Source organism: Arthrobacter sp. efr-133-R2A-120, from assembly GCF_030209835.1.
In the GTDB taxonomy this organism is placed as follows: domain Bacteria; phylum Actinomycetota; class Actinomycetes; order Actinomycetales; family Micrococcaceae; genus Arthrobacter.
Genome location: NZ_JARVRF010000001.1, coordinates 83,798 through 108,645 on the forward strand (window position 1 = coordinate 83,798; position 24,848 = coordinate 108,645).

Consider the following 24,848-nt stretch of genomic DNA (forward strand, 5'->3'; position numbering starts at 1 on the left):
TCAGGCACCTTCTTCGGTTCGCATCATCAGCCCGAGGTGCTGCTCTATCAGATATTCCATCTCGCTTCGGCTGTGGTGCTCAGCCGCGCGGGCTGCAGCGTCGGCGTCCCTGTCTCTGATCGCATCGACGATTGCCATGTGCTGGTTTACTAGTGAGTTCTGACTCCCGGAGTGAACCGGGAGACCCCACCAGAGTGTCATCAGTTCAGCTTCGAGTTGAAGGGCGGCCGAGGTCAGCCTGCTTGACTGCGCGGCTATGCTGACGGCCACGTGGAACCGGCTGTCCATTCGTCGCCGGGCGCGTTCATCGACGGTGTCCCGGTGGCGCTTTGCCAGGTTTTCCAGATCCTCAACGTTTTGCGGGCCGGCGCGGCCGGCGGCAAGCCGGGCAGACATTGACGCGATGGCGGCACCCAGATCGCCCAAGTCCCTGAGGGCCTCAGTGCTCGTTTCCTTGAGCTTATGCTGCAGCTGCGTGTCGGTGAGTTCGATCTGGCGGCGGATGACGCTGCCGCCGCTGCGGCCACGGCTGGTTTCGATCAGGCCCTTGGTGCGGAGGGCGGCAAGCGACTGACGAAGGGTAATTGGGGAGATACCAAGCTCTGCTGCAAGGACGGACTCTGTCGGGAGCCTGTCGCCTTCGGTCAGAATCCCCATCAGGATCGCGGTTTCAATCTGGTAGGACACCTGGTCTGCGCGGCCGAGTCCTTCGGGTTCGCTCCCGCGCAGCAGCAAGAGCAGGTCAAGGGCGCGACTGGAGATCGCCATGCTCTGCATTTCCTCGGCACCCCTCCTGCTACTGGTGAGGGAATCGGACTACGGACCGGTTCCCTATTACCTTGAATCTTTACACATTCATGAACCGTTGGTAACTAGGGGCTGTTGCAAGCGAGTTGAACGGGGTGAAGCCGGGGGCGCGGCGGATGTCCGTACTCTGCTTGACGTGCCTGCGCCCTGGGATCCCGCTGCCCTGACCGCAGACCATAGTGGCCCCCGCCCTCGCCCGGCTGGAACCGACTATCCGGACCGGGCCCCCTCGCTGCGCCGGATGGGGAAGTATCGACGTGCAGCTCCCTCTAAAACATATAAACCTAAACTATTGCTTGATGTGTATTGCTGTGATCTACTTCATATAACGCAGGAGCGGGACGCGTTGGATGCGTTGGCCGCCAGCCGCAGTAAACGGATTTGGCTATGCAGTACCGCTTCGCCACCTCTGGCGGATAGATATCAACGACACTCACATCAGGAGAGACCATGAACCTTCGCCCGTTCTCCCGCATGACGCGGGGCACCCTCACGGCTACCATCGTCATCACCACCTTGCTCGGGGCGTCCGCATGTGGTTCTTCCACGCAGGCCCAGCCTGCCGGAGGTACGTCCAGCACGGATGCCACGCCCAGCGCGGACTCCACGCTGGTCCAGATGCTGCCGGCAGCGATCCGTGACAAGGGGACCTTGACAGTCGCCGCAGCGGTCTACGCACCAGCAGTCATGCAACCCACAGGAGGCGGCGACGTGACGGGCTGGGACATCGAGCTCACGCGTAAGGCAGCGGCCCTGCTCGGCCTGAAAGTTGACTTCAAGATCATCCCGTTCGACGGCGTTATCCCCGGACTGCAGGCGGCCCGCTATGACGCAGCGACCGGGGAGATCAACGTGACCCCGGACCGGACCAAGGTAGTCACCTTCGTCACCAACCACGTCTCAAAGGATGCATTCATCGTCAAGGCGGACTCGGCCAAGGCCAGCTTCGACAAGCCCGGCGACGTCTGCGGGCTTAAGATCGGGGCGGCCCTGGGATCCTCCGAAGCAGCCACCGCCCAGTCCATGGCCGACGAGTGCAAGTCTTCGGGCGGGGCTTCGACAACCGTCGAAACTTTCCAGACGCAGGCTCAGGTCAACCTCGCACTTAGTCAGTCCCGGGTCGATGCCGCCCTGGCCAGCGGCAGCCAGGCCGCCTACACGGTCGATCAGACCAAGGGTCAGTTCAAACTGGCCAAGCTCGGCTTCGGTCCGGAGATCAAGACGGGTCTTGCTCTGGCCAACAACGCCAATACCGCCCAGCTCGCCAAGGCCTTCCAGGCCGCTACGGACAAGCTCATCAAGGACGGCGACCTGGCCAAGGTCCTGGGTCAGCTCAACGGCGGTCTTGGTGCCGTGGACAAGTCCGAGATCATCCCGGCCCCGAGCAGCTGACCCTCAGATGGTGTCATTCAGAATTGAAAGGCAGTAATTGCTATGGAAAGCGCCAAAGCAAAGACGCACCCGCAACACACGCCGTCCAACGCGCTCAGCGCCACGTCTGCATTGACCGCCGATCAGCAGACCCTGGCGAGGGAAACCGTCCCGCTGCGTCACCACGGCCGGACGGTCGCCGCTGTCTTCCTGCTGTTGGTGGTTGCGAACCTGGTCCACTCGATGGTGACCAACCAGAACTTCCAGTGGCCGACCGTGTGGCACTACCTGTTCTTCCCGGACATCATGGCTGGGCTGGGGCGGACGCTGATCCTGACCGTCGTGAGCATGACGATGGCGATCGTGCTGGGGATCCTGCTGGCAGCGTGCCGGCTGTCGGGGAACAAAGTCCTTCAGGCTGTAGCCGGCGCGTACTTGTGGTTTTTCCGCGGAACGCCGCTGCTGATCCAGCTCATCTTCCTGTACAACCTTTCGGCGCTCTACCCGCGGCTGGGCATTGGCGTGCCCTTCGGGGGGCCGGAGTTGATCGGGGGCTCCACCAATTCGGTGCTTTCATTGTGGACAGTTGCCCTGGTAGGCCTGGCCTTGCACGAATCTGCCTACATGGCCGAGATTGTCCGGGGAGGGTTGCTCTCGGTGCCCAAGCACCAGACCGAGGCGGCCGCGGCCCTGGGCATGAACAACCTGATGGCCTTCCGACGCATCATCCTGCCCCAGGCGCTGCGGGTGATCGTGCCCCCGACGGGCAACCAGGTCATCGGCATGCTCAAGTACAGCTCGCTCGTCAGCGTGATCGCCTTGCCTGACTTGCTGTACTCCGCCCAGATGATCTACACCCAGACCTTTGAGACCATCCCGCTTCTCATCGTCGTCTCGTTCTGGTACCTGCTGTGCACCAGCATCCTGACCGTCTTCCAGCAGCGCATCGAGCGCTACTACGGCCGCGGGGTTGCAGGACATCAAAGCACCACTCCCGCGCGTGGACGGATCCTCGGCCTGGGGGTACCGCGCAAGCGCGTCCGCACGACATTGTCATCAACCACTGCCGAGGAGGGCTAACCATGGCCACCATCGCCCACACGGAACACCTGAGGGATCAGTCCGATCCCATTGTGAAGATTGTCGAACTGCGCAAGAGCTTCGGTGACTTGGAGGTTCTCAAGTCTGTCAACCTGGATGTCTACCCTGGTCAGGTTGTCGTCATCCTCGGTCGATCCGGCTCAGGCAAGTCGACCATGCTGCGGTGCATCAACCACCTCGAAAAGCCTTCCGGCGGGGCGGTCCTGGTCAACGGTGAGGTCGTGGGATACCGCCTCAAGGGCGAGAAGCTTCACGAGCTGCGGCCGAACGAAATCGCCCGCCAACGCGCGGCCACAGGCATGGTGTTCCAATCCTTCAACCTGTTTCCGCACCTCACCGTCCTGGAGAACCTGCTCGAGGCCCCGTGCCGGGTACTGCGTCGGTCCCCCAATGAAGTGCGCGATGAGGCGATGAAACTGCTCACCAGCGTAGGCCTGGCCGAGAAGGCCAACGTCTATCCCAGCACTCTCTCGGGAGGCCAGCAGCAGCGGGTCGCCATTGCACGGGCCCTGGTCATGAAGCCGTCGGTGATGCTCTTCGACGAACCCACTTCAGCGCTCGACCCCGAGCTCGTCGGCGAGGTTCTTGAAGTCATGAAGGAGCTGGCGCGAAGCGGCATGACCATGATCGTGGTGACCCATGAGATCGGGTTCGCCCGCGGAGTCGCGGACGAGGTTGTCTTCATGGCCGAGGGACGCGTCGCAGAGCAAGGTCCCCCCTCGCAGGTGATCGACAACCCCCAGGCCGAGGCCACCAAGACCTTCCTTCGCAGCCTCAACGAACGCCGCGACACCCCTGTCCAATGACAGCCCGCCCCTGACAAGGGATTTACTTTCACACCTGGAGCATTTGAATGCGCTTTAGCAAAGTTTTCAACATCGTCGGCTGCCATGTAGGAGGCGAAGTCTGCAACGTGGTTGTGGGTGGGGTCGGCGACGTTCCCGGGAACAGCATGTTTGAAAAACGCCTTTACCTCGAGAGGGAACGCGACGACATCAGGCAGCTTCTGCTGAAGGAGCCCCGCGGGTCCGTGATCCGCTCAGTCAACGTGGTCCTGCCCTCGACCGACCCCGCTGCAGTCATGGGCTACGTCATCATGGAGGCCGAGGAATACCCGGTCATGTCCGGCGGCAACACGATCGCCGTCGCCACGGTTTTATTGGAGACGGGCATGGTGCCGATGCAGGAACCTGTCACCGAGCTCACTCTGGAATCCCCTGCAGGCCTCATCCGGTTGCGTTGCGAGTGCCGGGACGGGAAAGTACTCAGCGTCCGTTTCACGAATCAGCCTGCCTTCGTTTACGAGTTGGATGCCAAGGTCGAAGTCACCGGTCTAGGCACCGTCACCTTGGACGTGGCGTGGGGCGGCATGGCCTACGCCATCATCGATGCCGCAAGCCTTGGATTCGATCTGGTGCCTGATGAGGCAAGGGACCTGTGCCTGATGGGCCAGCGCATCAAGGCGGCAGCCGCGGAGCAACTGGTGACGGTCCACCCCGAGAATCCGAAGTTCGCCGGGATCACCAACACCGAATTCACCAAACCGCTGGAGCACCAAGGCGATGTCATCTATTCCCAGAACGCCGTCGTCGTCTCCCCCGGGAGGATTGACCGGTGCGCATGCGGAACAGGCACATCCGCCCGGCTCGCCGTCATGCACGCCCGTGGACTGATCGTCCCCGGACAAAAGTTCGTTCATGAGTCGCTGATCGGCAGCCGATTCGAGAGCACCATCGAGTCGCTGACTACGGTCGGCGGCTACGACGCAGTCGTGCCCAGCGTCGCCGGGCAAGCGTGGATCACCGACATGTCCCAGGTCGGCCTCGACCCGACCGATCCCTTCCCGCTGGGATACGTGCTCTCCGACAGCTGGATGCGAAGCAGCAGCACCGTCACCGCGTAATCCCACTTCCCCCAAGTTAGCTCCCGCTCCCGACAACCGATGCCTGCACTCCCTCTAGCGCCTACCCCGTGCACTAGGCAGCCCGGCACCACAGATCCTCGAAAAGGAAAGTTCAAACCATGAAAGATGTAGTCATCATCGGCGCTGGTCTCGCCGGTCTTTCGGCCGGATGGCGCCTCCGCCACTGGGACACACTCCTGCTCGAGGCGGGCGATCGCGTCGGCGGCCGGATCCGCTCGGAACGCCGGGGCGCCTACTGGCTGAACTGGGGAGGGCACGTCTTCGCCGGGGCCGGTTCCTCCACGGACGCCTTGCTCAACGAAGTCGGCGTGACCGCCGTCCAGATCCCCGGATCTCTCCAAGCGCTGTCAATGAACGGCAAGTTCATCCGCGAGGGACACATCGCCACCTATCCGTTCCGCATCCCCATGTCCCTCACGTCCCGGATCGACACCCTGCGGGCCGGCCTGAAGGTCGTTGCCGGCGTCGCCAAGTATACAGGTGTGGTGCGGAAGCGTTCCGGAGAATCCGGCGCCACGCGCCAGCAGCGCATCTACGACTTCGAAAACGACAGTTCGTTCCAGGACTTCATCGGCAACCTGTCCGAGGACGCGGCCGCACTGTTCAAGACCACCGTCACCCGCTCCGCCGGGGACATGGACCAGATCTCTGCCGGCGCAGGAATCGGGTACTTCAGCCTGGTCCTGGGGATCGGGCAGGGCCTGAGCCAAGGCATCGTCGGCGGTCCGTCCACCCTGACCGAGTCCGTTGCCGCCGCCCTGGGCGACCGCATCCAGCTCGGAGCCGCCGTGCAGGAAGTGACCCACAAGAAGAACTCAGTCCTCGTCCGGTACACCCAGGGCGGCGCCGAGCGTGAGGTGGAGGCCCGTACCGTCATCCTCGCAACCACCGCCGACGTCTCGCACAAGATCGGCGTGGACCTTCCGGAGGAGCTGCGGGACGCCCTTGGCCAGATCAAATACGGCCCGCACGTCAGCACGGCCTTCCTGACCAACGAAACAACGGCACGGCCGTGGGACGACATCTACGCCATCGCGGCCCCGAAACGCTCGTTCGCAATCGCCCTGAACCAGGCAAGCATCGTCCGTGGGACCGAGTCCGTGCGCAAGCCCGGCGGCAGCTTCATGACGTTCTCCCCGGCCAGCCTGGGACGGGCACTGCTGGAGAAGAGCGATGAGGAAGTCATCGCCACCCACCTGGCTGACCTCGACCAAGTGCTCGGCCACGGATTCGCCGACAGCGTCGTCGAGGCCAAGACGGACCGGTGGAAGGTCGCGTCCCCCTACTGCTTCCCCGGCCGGGCCAAGCTCCAGTCCACGCTCATGCGGGGCACGGACCGGGTGTTCCTGGCAGGGGACTTCCTCGGAACCCTCTACACCGAAAGTTCCATCACCACAGGCTTCTCGGCCGCCCAGGAAGCCGCCAGCCTGCTCGCCACGGACAAACAACGGGCCGCGGCTCCCACCCTGCACCTGGCCACCGGCACCTGATCCTTTCGCCCGCGCCAGCCCTCGAACCAACACCACCAAGGAGAACACCCCACCATGACAACGCACCTCAAAGGCGTCCTCACCGCACTATCCACCCCCTTCGACCAGGACGGCAGCCTCGACGTCGAGACCCTGCGGCGCATCGTTGACCGCTCCATCGACGCCGGCGTGGACGGCGTCGTCGCGGCAGGGTCGACCGGCGAGGTCGGCGCCCTCTCCTCCGAGGAGCGACTGCTCCTCATCCGGACCGTCATCGACCAGGCGGACGGCCGTGTTCCGGTCATCGCCCAGACCGGCGCGACCTCCACCGCCGAGGCCATCCGGCTCTCGCAGGCGGCCGAGAAGGCGGGCGCGGATGTGCTCATGCTGATCACCCCGTACTACGAGCCCCTGTCCCTGGAGGAAACGGTCACGTACATCAAGGACGTGGCCCGGTCCGTGACCATCCCGGTGATGCTCTACAACATCCCGGCCGTCACTGGCGTCAACCTGGACCCGGCCACCGTCCGCGCCCTCGCCGAAGACGTCGAGAACATCAAGTACATCAAGGACTCCAGCGCGAACTGGGAACAAGCCCTCCAGCTGATCCACCACCACTCCGATGTCATCGGCACGTTCATCGGCTGGGACGCCTACCTCTACAGCGCTCTGGCAGAAGGTGCCGCCGGTGTCATGGCCGGGACCGCCAACGTGGTGCCCAACGAAATCGTCGCCGTCAGCCGCCGCATCGCCGAAGGCGACCTCACCGGAGCCCTGAAACTGTGGAAGCAGCTGTACCCGGTCATCGACGCGCTCCTCTCCGCACCGTTCATTCCTTCCGTGAAGGCCGGCCTCGCCCTGCAGGGGCTGCCCGCCGGCTCACCCCGCCGTCCCACGGCCGACCTGAACGCCGAGGACCTCGCCCGGGTCAAGCACGCCCTGGCCGCCCTCAACCAGAAGTAACGACAGGACCGAAGGAAACCATGACCGCCACAGACACAGCACCGTTCACCGTCCGCAGAGCGGAAGAGACGCCCGCACCGTCCCTGCCTCCGTTCGGCCAGTTCATCGGCGGGGCGTTCATTCCGTCCAGCTCCGCGTCAACGGTCGAGGTGGTGAATCCGGCCACTGAAGAGATCCTGATGCAGGTTCCCGCCGGGTCCGTGGAGGACGTCGACGCCGCCGTCGCGGCAGCCGTCGCCGCCAAAACGGACTGGTCAGCGACAACGCCGAAGGACCGGTCAGCGGTCCTTCTTCGCGTCGCCGACATCATCGAGGCCAACCGCGAACTCCTCGAAACCCTCGAATCCGCCAACACCGGCAAACCTGCCGCCGTCGCTGAAGACGATATCTCCAGTGCAATCGACACCTTCAGGTTCTCCGCCGGCGCCGCCCGCGCGTTCACCACCCCCGGAGCGGGCGACTATGCCGAGAACCACACCTCGGTGATCCTCCGCGAGCCGGTGGGAGTCGTCGGCGTGATCACCCCGTGGAACTACCCCCTGCTGATGGCCGCCTGGAAGATCGCCCCGGTCCTGGCCGCCGGCAACACCATGGTGCTCAAACCCTCGGAGCAGACACCTCTGACCACGCTTAAACTCGCAGAACTGATCGCCGCCGAGGTTCCGGCCGGCGTCCTGAACATCGTCACCGGCTCCGGACAGGTGACGGGAAACCGGATTTCCGAGCACCCTGACGTGGACCTCGTCGCCATCACCGGAAGCGTTGGCAGCGGCCAGAAAGTCGCCGCCAGCGCATCCTCCACCGTCAAACGCGTGCACCTGGAACTGGGCGGCAAAGCACCCGTCGTCGTGTTCGAAGACGCCGATCTGGAAGCCGCCGCCCAAGGCGTCCGCTCCGCCGGGTTCTGGAACGGCGGGCAGGAATGCGGCGCAGCGTGCCGTGTCCTCGTCCACGAATCCGTCGCAGCGAAGTTCACCGACCTGCTCGTCCAGGAGGTCAGTGAGATCTCCGTCGGCGCCCCCGGAGCGGGCGACGACGTCGAAATGGGTTCCATGATCTCCAAAGCCCACTACGACAGGGTCCTCGCCGCACTCCAAGACGTCCGCAACGACGGCCTGAGCATCGCCGTCGGCGGCAACGCCATCGAGGGCCCGGGCTACTTCATCGAACCGACCGTCGTGAGCAACGTGCCTGCCGGCGCCGCGATCACCAGCACCGAGATCTTCGGCCCGGTCGTGTCGGTGGAAACCTTCAGCACCGACGAAGAAGCCGTCGCACGGGCCAACGAAACCGTCTACGGACTGGCCGCCTCGGTATGGTCAACGAACGCGGACCGCGTGCTCTCCGTTCCCCGCCGGCTCGACTTCGGCACCGTCTGGGTCAACTCACACCTCGTCATCGCCAACGAGATGCCCTGGGGCGGATTCAAAGGCTCCGGCTACGGCCGGGACCTCTCCATCTACGCCCTCGAAGACTTCTCCCGCACCAAACACATCATGTACAACCACGGCTGAGGCTGCTCTCCATAGGGCCGCCGCTGGTCATGCACCCCGGATTTTCCGGGGGTGCATGACCGTGTCGACGCGGCCTAGTGCCGGAAATGCGTGGAACCCCAACAATGAAAGGGCAACAGGGCGCATGGACCTGAGACCCATCACAGACTGGACCCTCCTTATCGGGGCCAGGGTCGAGATCCGCCAGCAGGGTTCCCCGGTCTGCAGCGGACATGTCGACACCGTCACCGACGACGGAAGAATCCTTTGGCTCCGGCCCCCTGCACAGAACCGAAGGCTCTTCGAAAAGGCTGAGTTCTTCGAAGCCTGGGCAACAGAGGAGCGCACCGGCGTCCACTACGAAGTCGCTAAGAGCCTAATCACCCGGAGCCTTGAAAACCGTTCGTCCGACGAATGAGGTCATCGCTCGAGGGACGAGTTCGAGAAGCACTACGGCCACCAACACCGAGCCCGGCCGCTAGCCGCCGGACAGCACTTCTGAAGGGACACCATGGGACTGCTTTGGGAAATCGCCGGCTGGGGAGGTGCAGCCGCGATACTCAGCGCATACCTGGCTGTCTCCATGGGTTGGTTAAAGGCGGGCCGGGGCTTCCAGACGGCAAATCTCCTTGGCGCTTGCGCCTTTATTGTCAATGGTGCGTTCCACGAAGCCTGGCCCTCCGTAGCCACGAATATCGCTTGGTTACTTATTTCCGCCGTCGCGCTCGTTCGCATGCGTTCGGCGACCCAGCCGCACACGGCGGCTGCTGATGCTCCGCAGGGTCAATTCCCGGGTGCCCCTGACGCCACAGGCCAACTCACTGTCGTTGAAGTTCTCACTGCTTCCGCCCAGGGCGACGTCGAAGGACATCGTCCGCTCCACTGATCCGTGGGGCGGCATCTCACCAGCCGCAGCCCATGCAGTCCACAAAACCAGCGTCCAGGAACCCCCGGCCGCCTAAGCCAAGATCCACAAAGAATCAACTGTCTCATCAACGTCTCAGGAATTTGACGAGCGGCCCCAAAACTTGCAAAGTGCAGAGAAGCAACGACCGTGCGCCGCGAGTGGGTCAAGACCCTGCTCGCCCGCAAGACCGCGCCGAAGGGATGGCAGTACTTCACCGTCCACGCGATCACCCACCACCCCGAAGTAGCCAGCGGCTACGACGGCAAGGTGGCCGTCGAAATGATCGGAGCCAATTTCGAAGACAGCGACCGCTGGGCGTGGAACCCGCTCCGGGACCACGTCGCCGCGAGCAAGGCACGGCCCGAGATCTCCCTGATCGCGCTCGTCTGCGCCGGGTACGAGAAGACGATCGTCAAGGACTCGTGGCGCTCGGCCAGCGAGCGGCACGCCGACTACCTCCGCCAGCTCGTGGCATGGGGATACACCCCCGCCGAGGTCGAACAGATCATCCTCGACAAGCACACCCCCGCCGCAACCAGCGGGGAAACGGCGGAATAGGACCTGTGCCGGGCGGAACCCCCACCGCCCGGCACGGCCCCCGGCCACTCACCACCCGCAGGCCGTGAACCGTGAAATGTCGGGCGGGCCGCCGCACCAGGGCGAACCAAACGCTGCTGGTCACCAGCGGCGGCCCGCCGTTCAACGCCACCAACAAGCGCGGCCCCCGGAGTGCCGCGCGCTACCTCAATGTCAGAGACAGCATTCATGCTGGACTCCAGACCCGATCAGCTCCCACGCCAGGGGCTTAAGGAAGCTGGCCGGTGGCACTACCGACCGGCCCTGTCTCAGGGACGAAACAACCAGTTCAGTTAGGCTGAACCCATAGATTTCCTTTTGCAGAGGGAAAACCCCAGGGGCCGGCACATGCCGGCCCCTGGTTGCTTAAATCTTAAACAGCACCCTTTGGTCAATGCCCTGCCATCTGCCACAGCTCCAGACCCATCCTTGCCGCCGTCAACAGCAACGCCGCAGCCGCGATCCAGACGCCGGCGATCTGCCAGGCACTGGCCCGCGGCCGCCGTCTATCCTCCATGCTTCCCCTTCCCCTCACCCAGTGGGGAAACCATCCTAGAAGCCAGGAACGACACCCAAGCCGGCCCGCCGCCGCAGCCCGGATGCGTTGTGCACCCGATACCCACAACCACACGGGCCAACCAGCCACGGGCTGTGGACAACCGGCGCCCGGCTGTCCACAGAAAAGACCCGGCGCGCCCCCGGACCCCGGGCGAGCCGTTGCGGTCCACCCAGATCCGGAGAACCCAGGCACAGAGCAGGCCTAGGGGGCTAGATGGTCCGGAAACCGGACATCGGCGGGGTCCAGCTCCGGGCGCGCCCGCAGGAGGCGCACTGGATGGCGGAACGAGCGGCCGGACCATGCCACATCTGCCGAGACTTCCACGACAAACGGTTCCACCAGCGTCAGACGCACCGCGCCCCGTTCCTTGCTGAACCTGTCCAACATCGTCTCGGTGATCTCTTCCGGCCATGGATGATCCCCGCGAGGTGCCCGCAAATGCATCGCAAGGGATCTGCCGGCATGCGCCGCGAGGGGAGCGGAGCGGCCGACAATCCGCAGCCGCCCACCAATCGGAAGACCAACCACCGCAGCGGTCGGTTGTGCGCGCGGGCCGATAACCGCAGCGCACACGACGTCCACGGACCGGCGGCTCTTCACCTTAAGCCACTGCCTCTTGCCGCCCACGTACAACTGGGAAGCACCCTTGCAGACCACCCCTTCACACCCTGTCGAGGGCAGGTCCCGGAACCATTCCTCGGCGAGTTCCCGGTCCGTGGTGAAAGGGGAGAGGTTCAGCGGGGGAGCCCATGTCCGGGCGAGTTCCTCCAGCAGCTCCCGCCGCCGGGACCACGGAAGGCCCCTGATGTCATGGCCGGCGACCGCGAGGAGATCGAACGCCACGTACGAGGCTGGCAGTTCCCTGACCATCTTGGCGAGGTTTGCTTTGGAAGTGACCAAGCGCCGTTGCAGGGCCTCGAAGTCGAGCCGGCCCTTGGACCAGACCACGGCCTCACCATCGATCACACAGCCCGGAGGCGCCTGCTGGGTGAGAGCGGAAACGAGCTCAGGCAAGTACCTCGAAAGGTCTTTGCTCTGCCGGGACAACAACAACACCTCTTCTGCTCCAACCAGGGCATATGAGCGCCAACCGTCCCACTTGGGCTCAAAGACCACCTCGCCGGGCAAAGCGTCGGCGGGCGGGATGGCCTCCACCGCTTTCGCCAACGCCAAAGCGACAGGAGGCCGCAACGACCTCGGCACGCTCTCCATGGCGTCAGTGTAGGCCCGCACATCCTGCGACGTCCGCGTCCCCGGTGCAGGAACTCCGGGGGCGCTGGAGCCGGGATGGAATCCTTAAGGTCAGCCCTCGACGTCCCAGAGTTGCTCTGCCAAAGCATCGATACCAGCGAACTGATCGCCCGATTCCGAGTGAATGGTGAGGTACTGACGATGGAGATCGCTCTTCAACTGGTCGGAGTATTCGGCGATTGCAGCCATTCTGCGGGCGTCGTTCATCGTTTCGGATTCCTTAACGAGCCCCAACATTTTCTTGAAGGGGGCGTCTGCCATCCGTCGCGACAACGTAACACCCAGGAGGCTGGGAAAGATTGATGAGAATGTCTCTCTAGCTTGTGCTGCGGCCGGTGCCAGAGTTAGAAAGTTCAGCAGGAAATCTGGGCGCATGACGTACTTGCCGCCCGAGTTGTTGCGTACGATTTCGCCGGTGTGGCGCAGCACCCGCGTTTCACCGGTCAGCCACCACGTTTGGTAACCAAATTCTGAGATATTGGAGCTTTCCCGCTTCTTTCTGCGGTGTCCGTACACAGAAAGCACCATAAGGGCATCGTTTTCGGCTAGTTCGAACTTCTTGTTGCCGTTTTCCTCCAAAGTGGTTGCCAACTCTGCAAGTTGCTTCTCATTGACCAGGTCACGAAGTTCGATGCGATCTTTGTAGTCCATAGAAAACTCGTTTTGCAAGTATCGTCGGATGGCCTGAAAAGCTTGGGGTCGATGAAGCATCTCGAAGCTACAGAACTGGTTAATGAAGGCTTTCCAGCTCGTCGGCCTAGTCCTCTGGTTGGTTCCCAACCTTGAGTACAGGTAGGCGCGGACCATGATTTTTGGAGAGTTGCGGGCAAGCTCGTAGGTGACACTATCTTCGATGTCTGCAAATGTGTTTTGGAATTCGTGGTCACATCCCCTGAGATGGTGCACTATCTCATCCAAGGCAGACTCTGTCAGGACGAGCTTCGCGCCGGCTTGGGCGGACATCTTGAGCGTGTTAGTCACGACCTTGTCTGCTTCATCGAGGCAGATCTCGCTGAGTGCGCGCACGAGTTGGTCGGAGCCGACGTACAGGTAGAAATCACCCGCCATCCGTTGGAAGAAATCGACGAGCTTTGGCTCGGAGTTCAGCGTGAACAGCAACGCGTAGGTTCGTGACAGCTTGTGCAGGTATTCGCGCTCCGGGGCCGTTGACTCGTAGAGCACGCCACGAAGACATTCGAATGCCACGTCCCCAATGAGCTTTCGTCGCCGGCCATTGATGTTCAACTCTTCAAGAGCAGCCGCGAGGGAGTCGGTCACGACCACCATCTCCGTTGGTTCATCTTTTTGAAGCGACGAGATGAAAGCCAGACCTTGGCGTTCAAACGTGAGTTGAAGGGAGCGCATGGTGACCTTGACCGCTTCTGTGAGGCCCACCTCGCCCAAGCCCTCATGGGGAATGGCTAATATTCGTTCTTCGATGGATGCTTCGACGGCTGTCCTCAAGGTCTCATCAGTCTGGTTTTCCCCACGAAGAAGCTGGCGTGTGTCAAAGGGAAGGCAGTACTGACTGGTAGCCCTATATCGTCGCACCGCGCGACCGTCGTTTCGCTTCTTTGTCGAAAGCGCCGCGAGACGCTTCGACAACCGGGGCTTGACCAAACTTTCAACTGAAGGCAATACCTCCAGGATTTTCTGCAGAATTTCTGGTTCTGTCATCAGGCGGCCCTCTTCGGGATCCGTCTCCTCCAGCGACCAAAGGATAAGGCTGTCCACCACGTCTGCTACTAGCGTGTGATTGCCATCCCGCCTTTCGATTTCCTGCGAAAGAAAAACAAAAACTGAGGGATCACGCACGTGGCTGGATGGCATCACGACAGTCGAGGATCCAATGTGGTCCAAGGATTCGTTTAGATGGCGAAGATGCTGGTTGTAAGCGGCTTGTGTACCGAGGTTGTCGTTTGCATGACTCGCCAGATAGTTGGCGTCTCTAATTCTGACAGTGACGTCGAGTTCAGCTGTGAGGTTCTCTTCCAGGATGTCCAGTGCCTTCACGGGCTTGGACGTAACGTAGGTGAGTGACCTAGGCGTACGGCCGAACTCCCGAAGTCGCCGTACAGTCTGACGAACTTTATCTTCCACATCCATGCGGACACTCGCCTGTATGAAGGCTTTGCCCGAAGAATCCTCGCTGACGTAGGTCTCAAAGCCGTCGGCTCCGCCATCTTTAATGCCGCCGAGAGGAATGAACTTCTTGCCCAGAAGCGCCCCGAAGTAATCATTCACGAATGCCTCGAACGGGAACCCCTGAATCTTGCCAAGAGCGATCATCATGAGATCGGTGTTAATCGCCTGGTTTGGCAACGGGGGCTCCTCATTAGGCTTCGGTTCGAACTCGACAGAGTCCCAATCCTAATTGGGAGTCCTGACATGACTTCTGGACACTCCGTAGTGGGCAGGCACCGCGTTCGTCGATGTCAGCAAACAGCCCGAAAGTTGGGCTTTGATGGCACAGGCCCTCGCCGCCGGCGTTCACCTTCTAAGGAACTTGGAGCGCTCAAGGTGCCGGTTCACCCCAAAATTCTCTGAGATTTCCGCGACACGATTCTGCCCGTGGCCGCACTGTATCCGTAGGGAGGGGTGTGTCAGTTATTGGTTTCCGCCGGGGATGCGAAGCAGCTGCACCAGGCACGTCTCGTAGCCGGCCATCACCTCGTCGAAAGAAGATTGTTGCAAGCCGCCGTAGACGGCGGCAGCGTGAAGCGCATCGGGTAGTTCCTCATCCACGGAACACAACAGGGGCTCACAACGCAGCCCGTCCCATTCGAGGGTGGCCACAGCCCAGGATGCACTGGCGGGGAGACCGTGATACCGGCGGATTCCAGCGTGTTGGCAAGAAGGTTGCGGGTCACAGACCGCCACGCCTCGAGGAAAGGATCCCTGAGCATCTCGATCCGCTCGGCCGCCGCCCCTCAGGCCACAACATCTCCGCGGCCTCACGGCCACAGCCTAGCCCTCCCGCCACGGCAAGGGCAGCACAAGAACCGGGACTACCCCATGGACCAAGACTCCATCTCCGGACGCACCACGAACAGACGGATGAGTGTATTGGGCCGGGACAACACACGCCCAGACGGCAGGGGTCGACAAACGGGGGAGACTCGCCTGGAATTGCGACTGATCTTCAAGCGCAGGGGGATTCCCAGCGGGCTACTTCGCGCTTTCACCCAAGAGTCCAGGAAGGCTATTCGCGGTGTCATTTTCAGAAGCTGACTGCACTGACCTTCCCGTGATTTCGGGGATAGTGCAGATGACTTGTGAACATTGGCTGCTCGGCACTCCTCTGCACTAACGTCCCTTTTGCTCGGTGCTCCTCTTCACTATTGCAACCGGGCGCCGCCCAACGGCTTAGTGAAGTGGACTTCCGACATTCGGTGCAGACGACTTCTGAGAATGACATGTTCACCGGTCCGAAACTGCGGCCGCCAACCCCCGAAAGCCTCGCGAAATGTTGATCGAAATCCGCGTAAAATAAGGGTAAAACTGCTTGTTTTTCATATGAAAATTGGTAAAATTGAAGTAGAAAGTCACCCAGACGAACGCAACCAGAATCCATACGAAACGCAGGACTGAAAATGACTTCAACCCCAGCCGAGTACACCGTCTACACCAAGCCGGCCTGCAGCCAGTGCGATGAGACGAAGGCCTACTTCGACCGCAAAGGCATCACCTACCAAGCGGTGGACATCACCGAAGTGCCCGCAGCGCTGGAATACATCACTCAGGAACTCGGCTACTCCCAGGCGCCTGTCGTTATCTGAGGAGACCCTGCCGGGAGCTCTGCTTTTCTGCTTGTGGGTGTCATTGATGTCAGCGACGTTGCGGCTCCGACTTTGTAAGCAAGCGGTTGCTGCGCTGGACCCAGGAGGGGTCAGTTGGTGAGCTTCATGCTTTTTGGCGATGATGCCGCAGGAAGCGGCGTCCTTTCTGTGTCGCTAGCCAGCCGCTTTTGAATACTTCTTCGAAGGTCCGGGCTCCGTCAGGCGTGTTGAGGTGCAGGTCATCCAGGAGAACCTAGTTGCAGCGAAAATCAGTCAGGTCGACCGTGTCGGAGTTCCCGGTGTAGTCCAGGATTTCGACTGCGGCCTGTTCGCCTTCATGCAGGGATCCGGTTATTTCGGTAACGGGCCCCGTGACCACGCCGTGTTGGAGCCAGCGACCACGAATGAGGATCCCGTTCGGGCATCCTCCGGCTTGGGTGGTCATGACCAGGAATTTGTTACAGGGAAGGGTTGTGCACTTGTAGCCGCCCGGGATGTCGGCGGTGTAGATGCCGGCGGCGGCGGGCTTCCATCCTTTTGCTGCAAGATCGGCAGCCGCCGCAGCCTTCGCCTGCGCATCCGCTGCAGCTCGTTTTTGCGCCTCGTCGGATTGGAGCTTTTGCTGATCGGCGTACGCTTTTGCCCAGTATGCGTCCGAATCTGCTTTTTTCTTGGCTGCAGCTTCGTCTTGAAGACGCTGGGTTTCATCGGCACGGACTTGTGCCTGGTGAGTCTGGTCCATGTTGTACCAGACCACGCCTCCTGCGCCGGCTGCTCCGAAGACCACCAGTGTGATGACGACGAGCAGGATTAACCGCTTCCGGCGCCGGGCAGTCACAGGCGTGTCTGTGTTGGTCAAGATGTCCCCCAAATTCTGCACGTGAATGACCTGATGCTACCTGTAGAAGCCTCTCTGTTGACCTAATCAGTAGGAGCGACGCGGACCGATGCATTTTCAGTGATGTATGACGACCTCAGCGGCGCTGCGGCGCTCGGCGGCGAGGTCGTCCTGTAGATCGTTGACGCGGTGCCCAAGGGCCTCGATCCTCGCGCGCAGCAGCCGGTTTTCAGTTGTTAGACGATCGTTTTCGAGTGCGGTTGCCGTTTGGGGATTCTCGGATCCTGCCAACGCGTCGACCTGTTTTCCAAGGCACAACTGGTGCCGCCCGCTGATCTCCGTCAGCTCATTTCGCAGTCGTTTTATCGTCTGCTGTGCCAGAGCAAGCTCCAACTGTAGGTTGGCTCGCCCAGGTAGCCCGTGACTCGGAGGTCTTTGACGAGGGACGCTAGCGTCCCGTTGCGTTTGGCGAGCGGCTTCGAGCTGGTGAAGCAGATTATCGTGAGAATAGATGAAGTTGCGGCTGACGCCTGCATCGTCCGCGACGGAGCTGATGCTGATAAGCGTCCCGTTCAATAGCAATCTGTTGATGGTGGAAGCTGTGGCGGCTTGTTTACGATCGCTTTCCTTGCGGCGGGCGGAGATCATGCCTGCGAACGAGGCGCTCTTTTCCGCTGTCATGATCGTTCCTTTACCCGCAGGGGCAGCTGTTGGCCAGAGTGAGCGGCGAGCCTGGACGTGCGCAGTACCGCAGCAGCGTCGGTGATGGCCTGCCGGTCGGGTTCAGGCAGGAGAGCCAGATCGGTGCGCATGCGGTCAACGATCTTTTTGAAGTCCTCGACCTGGCCATCGAAATTCGCGATGGTGTGGGGTGGGGCGTTCAGGCGGCGGGCTTGGGCGGCGTTTGTTTTCAGCTCCACGAGGTGGCGTTCGATGTCGGGCAGGTAGGACGGGTCGGGGCGGTAGAACGTGCAGCCGGAGCATTGAAACCGGATAGGGCACGATGTCCCGCCGGCCTTGACGTTGGAGGGTTCCGTGCACCCTCCGTACGGAACGGCAACCGAGGCCATGGCCCGCCGGCCCGCGGCCATCCCGATTTGTTCCCCGGTCCGGTCATAGGTCAACGGTGCCAGAAGGTCGGCCGCGGCCCGCTTGCGCTTGTCGTTGACCTGGTAGTAGCCCATGGTGGTGCGGATGTCGTCGTGGTCAAGCAGGTCGCGTAGCTCGTCGGGCGCGGTGCCGTTATCCACGTGGCGCTGAGCGTAGGAGTGGCGGAAATCGTGGGGACGGAGGCCGGCGAACCTGAAGTCGACCGGTGTCCCGTGGAGGTTTTTGACTGGACCTTGGAGCGGCTGCACGTCGCGGATGAGGCGGCGCAGAGCGCCGTGGAGCAGCCCGTAGCTCGCGGGTTGATCGGTTCGAGCCTTTATGGGGCTTGGAAAGAGCCACCGGGACTTTGAGGCCCGGGTGACGCTGGGGCTGGCAAGCCAGTCGGTGATGGCGTTGGCCGTTTCCTGCTGGATGGGCAGTCTTCGTTGCGGCCGTCCGGCTTTGTGGTTGTCGTAGAGGAGGATCCAGTCCCCGTGGCGGTCGTGTTGAAGGCAGTCTCTGCGCAGGCTGGCCACTTCGCTTGGCCGGCGCCCGGTATCGATAAGGACGGCCAGCATGGCGATCGCCATATCCTTGTTCGCGTACTGGCCCAGGGCGTGGAGATTGTTGCGCAGGTGCGCGACGGCTGCAGCCGGGATTGCGCGGCCCGTTGTGCTGTTCTCGCGGAAAGTGCTTGGGTGGGTCGGCGGTTTGTGGATGCGCGGGTTGTAGCTGAACCCGCGCGGGACCTCGTTCCAGATCGTGGTCCGATGGCCGGTATCGAGGATATGGCGCCAGATGCGGAAAGCGCCTTTGGCGCCGCCGTAGTGTGGCCATTGCCGGTTCATTGCGTTGATGATCGCGCTCATATGCGCGGGACCGAGAGCCCGCGGATCGTTACCGTGATCGGGGCCCTGGCCCAGGACCTGGGCGGCGAGGACCGTGATGCGGTAGCCGGTCTGAGCGTCGGTCCGACGCGGCAGGGTTGTCAGTAGCCAGGTGCGGTAGCCTTCACGGAGCCAGGGCTGGGTGATCCGGCGCAGGTCCAGGGGAGGCTTTTGAAATGTTTCCCTCCGGGCCGAGGCTGTGATGCGAAGGTTAAGGTCGCTCAGGTAGATCAGGTCCTCGCTGTGGGGGTCGCTGCCGGCATGACGGCGTTCTTCCCGGTCGAGTATTTCCGTGATGAAGCGGTGAACGGAGCGGCTGTTTGAGCTGGGTCTGTTGCCCGGGTGCGCGATGGTCGCGGCCAGCGACGTCGTGTTCCACATGATGGCTTTGTTGATTAGGTCCCGGTATGCCGCCACTTGCAGGGGACTGCGGCCGAGGCTGAGATGGGTTTGGATTACGTAGCGCAGTTCGGCCTGCAGGCGCGGGCCGAGCCGGCCGATCCGCAGGATGACCCGGGGTTCGGTGGGTTCGGCCAACCATTCCCGGGCTCCTTGCTCATCGACGATGTCGCCGCGTCGTTGTTTGGCCCGCAGCCGGTAGCTGTGGTTGGTGCACAGGAGCAGCGGGACGCGGGGATTTTCGGCGCTGACGGGACAACCTCTCGCCGCGCATGGCAGGAACATTTTTGGCATGGAGGTGGTCGAGGCGAGCCAGCCTTTCACGTCGTTGTGGGTCCTGCTCGCCCGGTAGAGCGCGTAGTGGGATCGGCACAGCCCGTGGCTGAGTTGGTTCCGGCCGCACCGGATCCCGTCCCTGGTCAAGACACAGTCCAGGCGACGGTATGGTCCGGACGTCGATCCTGCCATCCCGGTGCTGGGTTCGACGTCATTGGCGCCGCCGCCTTGGTCGGACTGGATGCAGCGTTCACACGTTTTGCGTTGTTCAATGACGGCATCACAGCCGCCGCGTGAGCACGTGACGACGCCGAACCTGCCGGTATCCGGTAGGGGAGTGAGGGTGCCTGTCCGGGGATCCCATTCACCGGGGAGCCAGTCAGGCGGCATCTGGTCCTCGAGGAAGCCGGTCCAGTCCCTCCGGTCTGGAACCGTGCGCGGCCGCAGGGCTGTGATCCGCGCCCCAGCGGCCGCCGACGGCGCATTCACCTGGATTGCCCGGCAGCGCCTTTGAGTGTCGCGTTGCCGACGGCGGCGCGCAGGTCCTCAACTCGTGAATGGGCATAAATACTGGTCGCTTCCAGTGAAGCGTGCCCGAGCAGCACCCGGACCGTGTCCAAATCCAGCCGAGGGGTGTCGATCCCGCGAAGCCACATGGTGGCACGGGTATGGCGAAGCATATGAGGGCGTACGCGCGTCGCTATGGCCGTGGAGATACGGCCGAAAAGATCCCGGACACCCGCATATGTCATGGCCGTCCCGGAATTCCCGCGGTACAGATTGATGAGAACGTGCGGACTGCCGTCGATACCGACGAACTCATGCCGTTCCAACAGATAGTCCTCATACGAGAACACCACCCGGTCAGGCACGGGAACCCAGCGCGGACCGCTTTTCGCCCTGGCGCCATTAAGAACCTGATTTGAACGGACGTGGACATGGGGCCCCCGGACCTGGCAGCCCAGAGCCGAACTGTCGGCGAGAAGATGCAGATCCTGGCGAAAAAGCGCCAGCGCCTCGCCGACCCGCAGCCCAGTAAAGAACAGCAAATCGACCAGGAACCGGTCCCGGGCCGGCAGTGCAAGTTCCAACAAGGCTGTGCGGTCGGTCGGGGATTCGATCCACTCCAGCGCTTCGGGATCCTCGACCCGCCGGACCTGCAGCTCGGGAACCCTGACTTGCCGGACGCGGCCATGCTCTCCGCCGTACAGTCCGGCGGCGATATACCGGGGTTCATAGACCAAACCAGAGATCGGCTGCTCGATCACGCCGGAGGCTTCAGCCCACTTGTAGAACTCGACCACCGCAGTCATCCAGGCATTCACCGTCCCGGTCTTCCGCGGTCGAGGTTCGCTACCACTGGCTTGGCCAAGCACCACGGTTTTCCATTCGACAAGCCCCGAGAGGCCGGCCTTGCGCCAGTTCCGCCCTGAAGCCGCCGACCAGGTCAAGTACGAAGCGAGCCGAAGTCCGTAAGCCCGGATGGTGTTCGGCGATTTGCCGGCGCCCGCAAGGAAGCCCAACCAGTTCGTGGCCTCATCATGCAGGCTCCCGTCAAAGCACTCCATGACCGCCACCACCGCTCCACTGGACGGCAGCACGGCGTTGCTCAAACGGAATGATCGCGAAGAAGGAAGCACATTCAACGAGTAGTCCCGAGCGGTGAAAAATGCAGGATTCCCCGCTGAAGTCGAAGCGAGTAGAAGATGAACGTCCTGTCATTTTCAGAAGCTGACTGCGCCAACCTTCCCGTGGGTGGGGTCTCGGGGGTTGTGCAGATGACTTGTGAACACTGGCCGGCCCGAGCTGGCGGTCACTCCTACCGGACAATGATGTTGTCGGCTGATGGAACCAGGACACATTCAGGGCCGGACTCACCAAGCATCAACTCGACCGACGAGTTTTTGAAGTGGATGTTGACTGCCGGGCACCAGAAACCGGAGCCGGTGCCCCATGGACTGTAGTTGAGCTCCACGCCCATGATTTCGTGGGCGCATCTGTCGCGCCAGCGTCGTTGTCCGCTAACGTCCCAGATTGCAACATCGGCGTCGGCCGCCACTCCGGTCCCCAGGAGCGGGACGGCACGCAGCCCAATTCCCTCGATGTCTCCCGGCGGGTCCCACGTCGAGGAAGAAATCCGCCCGTCGGTCATGACAAGTTCGATGCCATAGTCAACTGTGTCGAACCCTGGGCACAACCACTGCGGATCAGCCCATTCCGCTGGGTCCGTGATTTTACGGGGGCCGGTCAGTTCCAGTTCCGGGAATCGCTCGAGACGCTCATAGTCAATGGTCATGTAGCTAACCGATGCCAGGACTGCCCCGACCATCAGCTGGGCGTGACGCCGCCGTTCCTCAACATCCGCCATCGAGGCTGCCCACGACCATGTCCTCATGAGCCCAGTCATGTGACCGACACATCCATCGCGCGACCGCCGTTGGGACTGCGGTCAGAGGCACACCGCAGGAGCGTGCCGGCAAGCACCGGTGAGTGCTGAAGTTTCCCCATTTCGGCAATCATACTTAGGGATTCGCACCGCCAGACTCATCCAGATTGATGTGAAGAGGCTGGCCGGATCCCGGCGGGAACTTGTCCACGACGTACACAGCGCCAAGTACTGAAACAACGAACGTCCCACTCAACAGGACCACAGGCATATTCCCACAGTCGTCTGCTGGACTCGGCTGGTTAAGCGGAGTGTTTTGCTCTCGGGTAGGCGCGTCTCATTGATTCTAAAAAGTAGTCACAAGCATCAGCTTCAGAAAGAAATTCGTGCTCATCGCTTCGAGACCCACGCTCCGTGTAATAGACAACGAACTTGGGCCCCTGTTGTTCGATGTTCAACGTGTCGTTCCGGTCGCTGCCGTGCATCACGTAAGAATCCGGCGGGAAACCTTCTGCTGCGAGGGCAAGCTCGAGCTGCTTTCTGTCCATACCTTGATTATGGAACCAGGAATGGCCAACACGTTCTTCGGGACTGCAATGCGGGACTGCCCCCAGCTCCATGACTCCTTGGAGGTTAGGCCCCGTCAAGCGTTCCAACTGGACGGGCTGCGGTGCAGACGACTTTGGACATTCCGCGCAGAGGACTTCTGAAAATGACACCTGTCATTTTCCGAAGTTGTCTGCACGAAGTGCCCTGACAATCCGGGAGTTGTGCAGTCGGGTATGGACATGTGGTGTCCGAAGTCCCCTGCACAAAGCATCACTTTGATCGAGAGTCGCCTGCACAAAACGTCAACGGACGGCGCTTCACGGTGTGCCGGCTCGCTTGATGGCCCGGTAGACGGTGGAGCGGGCAACGCCGAAGAGCTCGGCGATCTCCGTTGTGGTGTGCGTGCCACTCCGGTGGAGGTTGACGAGATGGGCTTCCTGCTTTTTGGAGAGTTTGGGCTGCCGTCCTCGGAGTTTCCCGTTGGCTTTCGCTACCGCCATGCCTTCGCGGGTCCGGGCCCGGATGAGGTCGGCTTCGAATTCGGCGACCATGCCCAGGACATTGAATAGCAGCTTCCCTACCGGGTCATGCGGGTTGTAGATGCTGCCGCCGATATTGAGGCTCACGCCCTTGCGTGTGAGTTCGTCGGCGATGTCCCTGGCATCGGGCAGGGACCGTGCGAGCCGGTCCAGTTTGGTCACGACGAAAGTGTCGCCATCGCGGCATGCAGCCAGCGCCTTGTTCAGCCCGGGTCGGTCGCGTTTGGTGCCGGTGAATCCGTGGTCGACATGGATCATCTCGGCGTCAACGCCGAGGGCCTGGAGGGCATGGTGCTGGGCGGTGAGGTCCTGGGTGTTGGTCGAGCAGCGGGCGTAACCGATGAGCATGCTTCGGACTGTAGCGTATAGGGCCCCTTCACCGGGCATTAATTCGGGCAGGGTATACGGGAATCCGAGAATGGCGGAAACACGCGGAAGTTCAGAGAGCCCAAAGGGGGCGCCGGAGCGGCCGGTGAACGACCGGCTAGCGGGCGGTGATTTATGAAGTTGACGGTAGTTCACCAAAAGGCGCACTTGGTTCGGACTTCGTTGCCGGCCCGGCTTAGTCGGGGCGTCCTCACGTAGTGGAGAATGTCGATCGTGGGTGTTCTTTTTGACTACTTCTCTGCTGCCTCCGATGAGGAAGCAGCCTCGGTGATCGATCGTGTCGGCGGTCCCGGATCCCAGACGACGATCGCTCCGCCGGCCGAGCCCCGGCGAGGCATCTTCGGCCGCAAACGCCAACCGGCGGCACCGGCGGCCGTGACCTACCAGGAGGCGGCAGTATTCGACACGGTATCCGGCAACGGTATTGATCCCGTTGTGCAGCTGGGAACACTAGAAGAGCTGCTCACCGGACGGTCCTTCGACGAAGTCATGGACGATCCACGGAGCGGGCAAGCCCTCGCGGATCGGGATGGCGGGGAGCGTCTTGTACTGACCCTAACGGAGCCCCTTTCCACAGCGTTGGCCACCGCTTCCGACGAGGCTCTTGAGCGGGTGGCGATCCCATGGTCGGAGACTGAGGAGTTCTGGAACGCAGCTGACCCGGCGCTTCTTGCCGGCTTCCTAAAAGATTTGGCCGGCCTGGCCCGACGATCCAAAGCCTCCGGGCAAGGGCTCTACTGCTGGGTGTGCGTGTAGGCTGGGCGGCCTCGGTCAAGGACCGGCTAATGGACACTTGTTTTTGGGAAGGTCACTCACCTTCTTTCGTTCCAAAGGCTAGGCTGTCGTCAAATTCCTAGTGTTAGGAGAAGACCAATGGGGATAGCGGGAAGCCGAACAAAGCCGATGTTCGAAAAGACCGAACAGTGGTTCTCACCGCTTTCTCCAGATGAGGTCTTGGCGGCCATCTCCACAGCGTTCGCGTCCGAGAAGGCAAAGATCCAACAGGACGAGGACTCCCTCGAGATACGAACGGGATCAAACTGGCAGTACCGTCTCTGGGGCAATCTGCTCTCCCTGGGTCGCAAGAACTTGCCAGTTGCGATAACAATCCGAGTTCGCGCGGCTAAGCAGGGCGCCGAAATTGAGGCTCACGCATTTGATACCTTCGGCCCCAGATTGACTGATCAGGCATTTTTCGGAGCCCAGGAGACTTTTGAGGACCGGCTCAACGTGTTATTGGAAATGGCTGCTTCCGCCGCAAAGGCATCTCCCGAAGCCTGAACAGAAGTCCCGATCCG

The 24,848-nt window shown here is 61.9% G+C and carries 23 protein-coding genes and 2 pseudogenes; 13 read left to right on the top strand and 12 right to left on the bottom strand.

Annotation, left to right across the window (positions count from 1 at the left end; translation table 11 throughout):
* Complete coding sequence (locus QRN52_RS00375; protein WP_284750830.1) at positions 1–768, bottom strand: FadR/GntR family transcriptional regulator; 768 nt, start codon at positions 766–768, stop codon at positions 1–3.
* A gap of 489 nt (positions 769–1,257) precedes the next feature.
* On the opposite strand from QRN52_RS00375, the gene QRN52_RS00380 reads away from it, so the two are divergent.
* The 10 genes and pseudogenes from QRN52_RS00380 to QRN52_RS00425 all read left to right on the top strand — a co-directional run.
* Entirely contained in the window at positions 1,258–2,199 is a 942-nt protein-coding gene (locus tag QRN52_RS00380; RefSeq protein ID WP_284750831.1) for a transporter substrate-binding domain-containing protein, read from the top strand.
* Positions 2,200–2,241: 42 nt separating this feature from the next.
* Positions 2,242–3,258 (top strand): amino acid ABC transporter permease, encoded by a 1,017-nt coding sequence (locus tag QRN52_RS00385; protein WP_284750832.1) that lies wholly within the window; start codon positions 2,242–2,244, stop codon positions 3,256–3,258.
* A 2-nt stretch (positions 3,259–3,260) separates the two neighbouring features.
* Positions 3,261–4,085: an amino acid ABC transporter ATP-binding protein gene (locus QRN52_RS00390; RefSeq protein ID WP_284750833.1), complete on the top strand. Its 825-nt coding sequence runs from the start codon at positions 3,261–3,263 to the stop codon at positions 4,083–4,085.
* A gap of 47 nt (positions 4,086–4,132) precedes the next feature.
* Positions 4,133–5,182, top strand: a complete 1,050-nt coding sequence (locus tag QRN52_RS00395; protein ID WP_284750834.1) for a proline racemase family protein — start codon at positions 4,133–4,135, stop codon at positions 5,180–5,182.
* A 119-nt stretch (positions 5,183–5,301) separates the two neighbouring features.
* Positions 5,302–6,693 (top strand): protoporphyrinogen/coproporphyrinogen oxidase, encoded by a 1,392-nt coding sequence (locus QRN52_RS00400; RefSeq protein ID WP_284750835.1) that lies wholly within the window; start codon positions 5,302–5,304, stop codon positions 6,691–6,693.
* A gap of 54 nt (positions 6,694–6,747) precedes the next feature.
* The gene (gene dapA / locus QRN52_RS00405; RefSeq protein ID WP_284750836.1) at positions 6,748–7,635 is read left to right on the top strand and encodes a 4-hydroxy-tetrahydrodipicolinate synthase; all 888 of its coding nucleotides are present in this window, start codon (positions 6,748–6,750) and stop codon (positions 7,633–7,635) included.
* A 20-nt stretch (positions 7,636–7,655) separates the two neighbouring features.
* The gene (locus QRN52_RS00410; RefSeq protein WP_284750837.1) at positions 7,656–9,149 is read left to right on the top strand and encodes an aldehyde dehydrogenase family protein; all 1,494 of its coding nucleotides are present in this window, start codon (positions 7,656–7,658) and stop codon (positions 9,147–9,149) included.
* 124 nt (positions 9,150–9,273) lie between these two features.
* The gene (locus QRN52_RS00415; RefSeq protein WP_284750838.1) at positions 9,274–9,546 is read left to right on the top strand and encodes a hypothetical protein; all 273 of its coding nucleotides are present in this window, start codon (positions 9,274–9,276) and stop codon (positions 9,544–9,546) included.
* A gap of 93 nt (positions 9,547–9,639) precedes the next feature.
* Positions 9,640–10,014, top strand: a complete 375-nt coding sequence (locus tag QRN52_RS00420; RefSeq protein WP_284750839.1) for a CBU_0592 family membrane protein — start codon at positions 9,640–9,642, stop codon at positions 10,012–10,014.
* A 159-nt stretch (positions 10,015–10,173) separates the two neighbouring features.
* Positions 10,174–10,593 (top strand): annotated as a pseudogene (locus tag QRN52_RS00425) (ParB/RepB/Spo0J family partition protein); the annotation flags it as partial.
* A 409-nt stretch (positions 10,594–11,002) separates the two neighbouring features.
* On the opposite strand, the gene QRN52_RS00430 reads toward QRN52_RS00425, so the two are convergent.
* From QRN52_RS00430 to QRN52_RS00445, 4 genes are all read right to left on the bottom strand, one after another.
* Complete coding sequence (locus QRN52_RS00430; RefSeq protein ID WP_284750840.1) at positions 11,003–11,128, bottom strand: hypothetical protein; 126 nt, start codon at positions 11,126–11,128, stop codon at positions 11,003–11,005.
* 243 nt (positions 11,129–11,371) lie between these two features.
* The gene (locus tag QRN52_RS00435) at positions 11,372–12,382 is read right to left on the bottom strand and encodes an ATP-dependent DNA ligase (RefSeq protein ID WP_284750841.1); all 1,011 of its coding nucleotides are present in this window, start codon (positions 12,380–12,382) and stop codon (positions 11,372–11,374) included.
* Positions 12,383–12,472: 90 nt separating this feature from the next.
* Positions 12,473–14,743 (bottom strand): hypothetical protein, encoded by a 2,271-nt coding sequence (locus QRN52_RS00440; protein WP_284750842.1) that lies wholly within the window; start codon positions 14,741–14,743, stop codon positions 12,473–12,475.
* A gap of 285 nt (positions 14,744–15,028) precedes the next feature.
* Positions 15,029–15,217 (bottom strand): hypothetical protein, encoded by a 189-nt coding sequence (locus QRN52_RS00445; protein WP_284750843.1) that lies wholly within the window; start codon positions 15,215–15,217, stop codon positions 15,029–15,031.
* A 797-nt stretch (positions 15,218–16,014) separates the two neighbouring features.
* On the opposite strand from QRN52_RS00445, the pseudogene QRN52_RS00450 reads away from it, so the two are divergent.
* Positions 16,015–16,197, top strand: a pseudogene (locus QRN52_RS00450) (glutaredoxin family protein); the annotation flags it as partial.
* 256 nt (positions 16,198–16,453) lie between these two features.
* On the opposite strand, the gene QRN52_RS00455 reads toward QRN52_RS00450, so the two are convergent.
* The 7 genes from QRN52_RS00455 to QRN52_RS00485 all read right to left on the bottom strand — a co-directional run bounded on the left by QRN52_RS00455 (position 16,454) and on the right by QRN52_RS00485 (position 23,511).
* Positions 16,454–16,957, bottom strand: coding sequence for a hypothetical protein (locus QRN52_RS00455; protein ID WP_284750844.1), 504 nt, complete (start codon positions 16,955–16,957; stop codon positions 16,454–16,456).
* A 198-nt stretch (positions 16,958–17,155) separates the two neighbouring features.
* On the bottom strand, positions 17,156–17,719 hold the full coding sequence (locus QRN52_RS00460) for a DUF6262 family protein (protein WP_284750845.1): 564 nt from the start codon (positions 17,717–17,719) through the stop codon (positions 17,156–17,158).
* Entirely contained in the window at positions 17,716–20,178 is a 2,463-nt protein-coding gene (locus QRN52_RS00465; protein ID WP_284750846.1) for a tyrosine-type recombinase/integrase, read from the bottom strand. The genes QRN52_RS00460 and QRN52_RS00465 overlap by 4 nt, the downstream gene beginning before the upstream one ends.
* Positions 20,175–21,302 (bottom strand): tyrosine-type recombinase/integrase, encoded by a 1,128-nt coding sequence (locus QRN52_RS00470; protein WP_284750847.1) that lies wholly within the window; start codon positions 21,300–21,302, stop codon positions 20,175–20,177. The genes QRN52_RS00465 and QRN52_RS00470 overlap by 4 nt, the downstream gene beginning before the upstream one ends.
* A 206-nt stretch (positions 21,303–21,508) precedes the next feature.
* Entirely contained in the window at positions 21,509–22,096 is a 588-nt protein-coding gene (locus tag QRN52_RS00475; protein ID WP_284750848.1) for a hypothetical protein, read from the bottom strand.
* A 281-nt stretch (positions 22,097–22,377) separates the two neighbouring features.
* A complete protein-coding gene (locus QRN52_RS00480) occupies positions 22,378–22,623 on the bottom strand; it encodes a hypothetical protein (RefSeq protein ID WP_284750849.1) in 246 nt (81 codons plus the stop codon).
* A 318-nt stretch (positions 22,624–22,941) separates the two neighbouring features.
* Positions 22,942–23,511, bottom strand: coding sequence for a recombinase family protein (locus QRN52_RS00485; RefSeq protein ID WP_284750850.1), 570 nt, complete (start codon positions 23,509–23,511; stop codon positions 22,942–22,944).
* 252 nt (positions 23,512–23,763) lie between these two features.
* Here QRN52_RS00485 and QRN52_RS00490 point away from each other — a divergent pair, with 252 nt between their 5' ends.
* Both QRN52_RS00490 and QRN52_RS00495 read left to right on the top strand, forming a co-directional pair.
* A complete protein-coding gene (locus tag QRN52_RS00490; RefSeq protein WP_284750851.1) occupies positions 23,764–24,306 on the top strand; it encodes a hypothetical protein in 543 nt (180 codons plus the stop codon).
* A gap of 117 nt (positions 24,307–24,423) precedes the next feature.
* Entirely contained in the window at positions 24,424–24,831 is a 408-nt protein-coding gene (locus QRN52_RS00495) for a hypothetical protein (protein ID WP_284750852.1), read from the top strand.
* Positions 24,832–24,848: the final 17 nt, after the last annotated feature.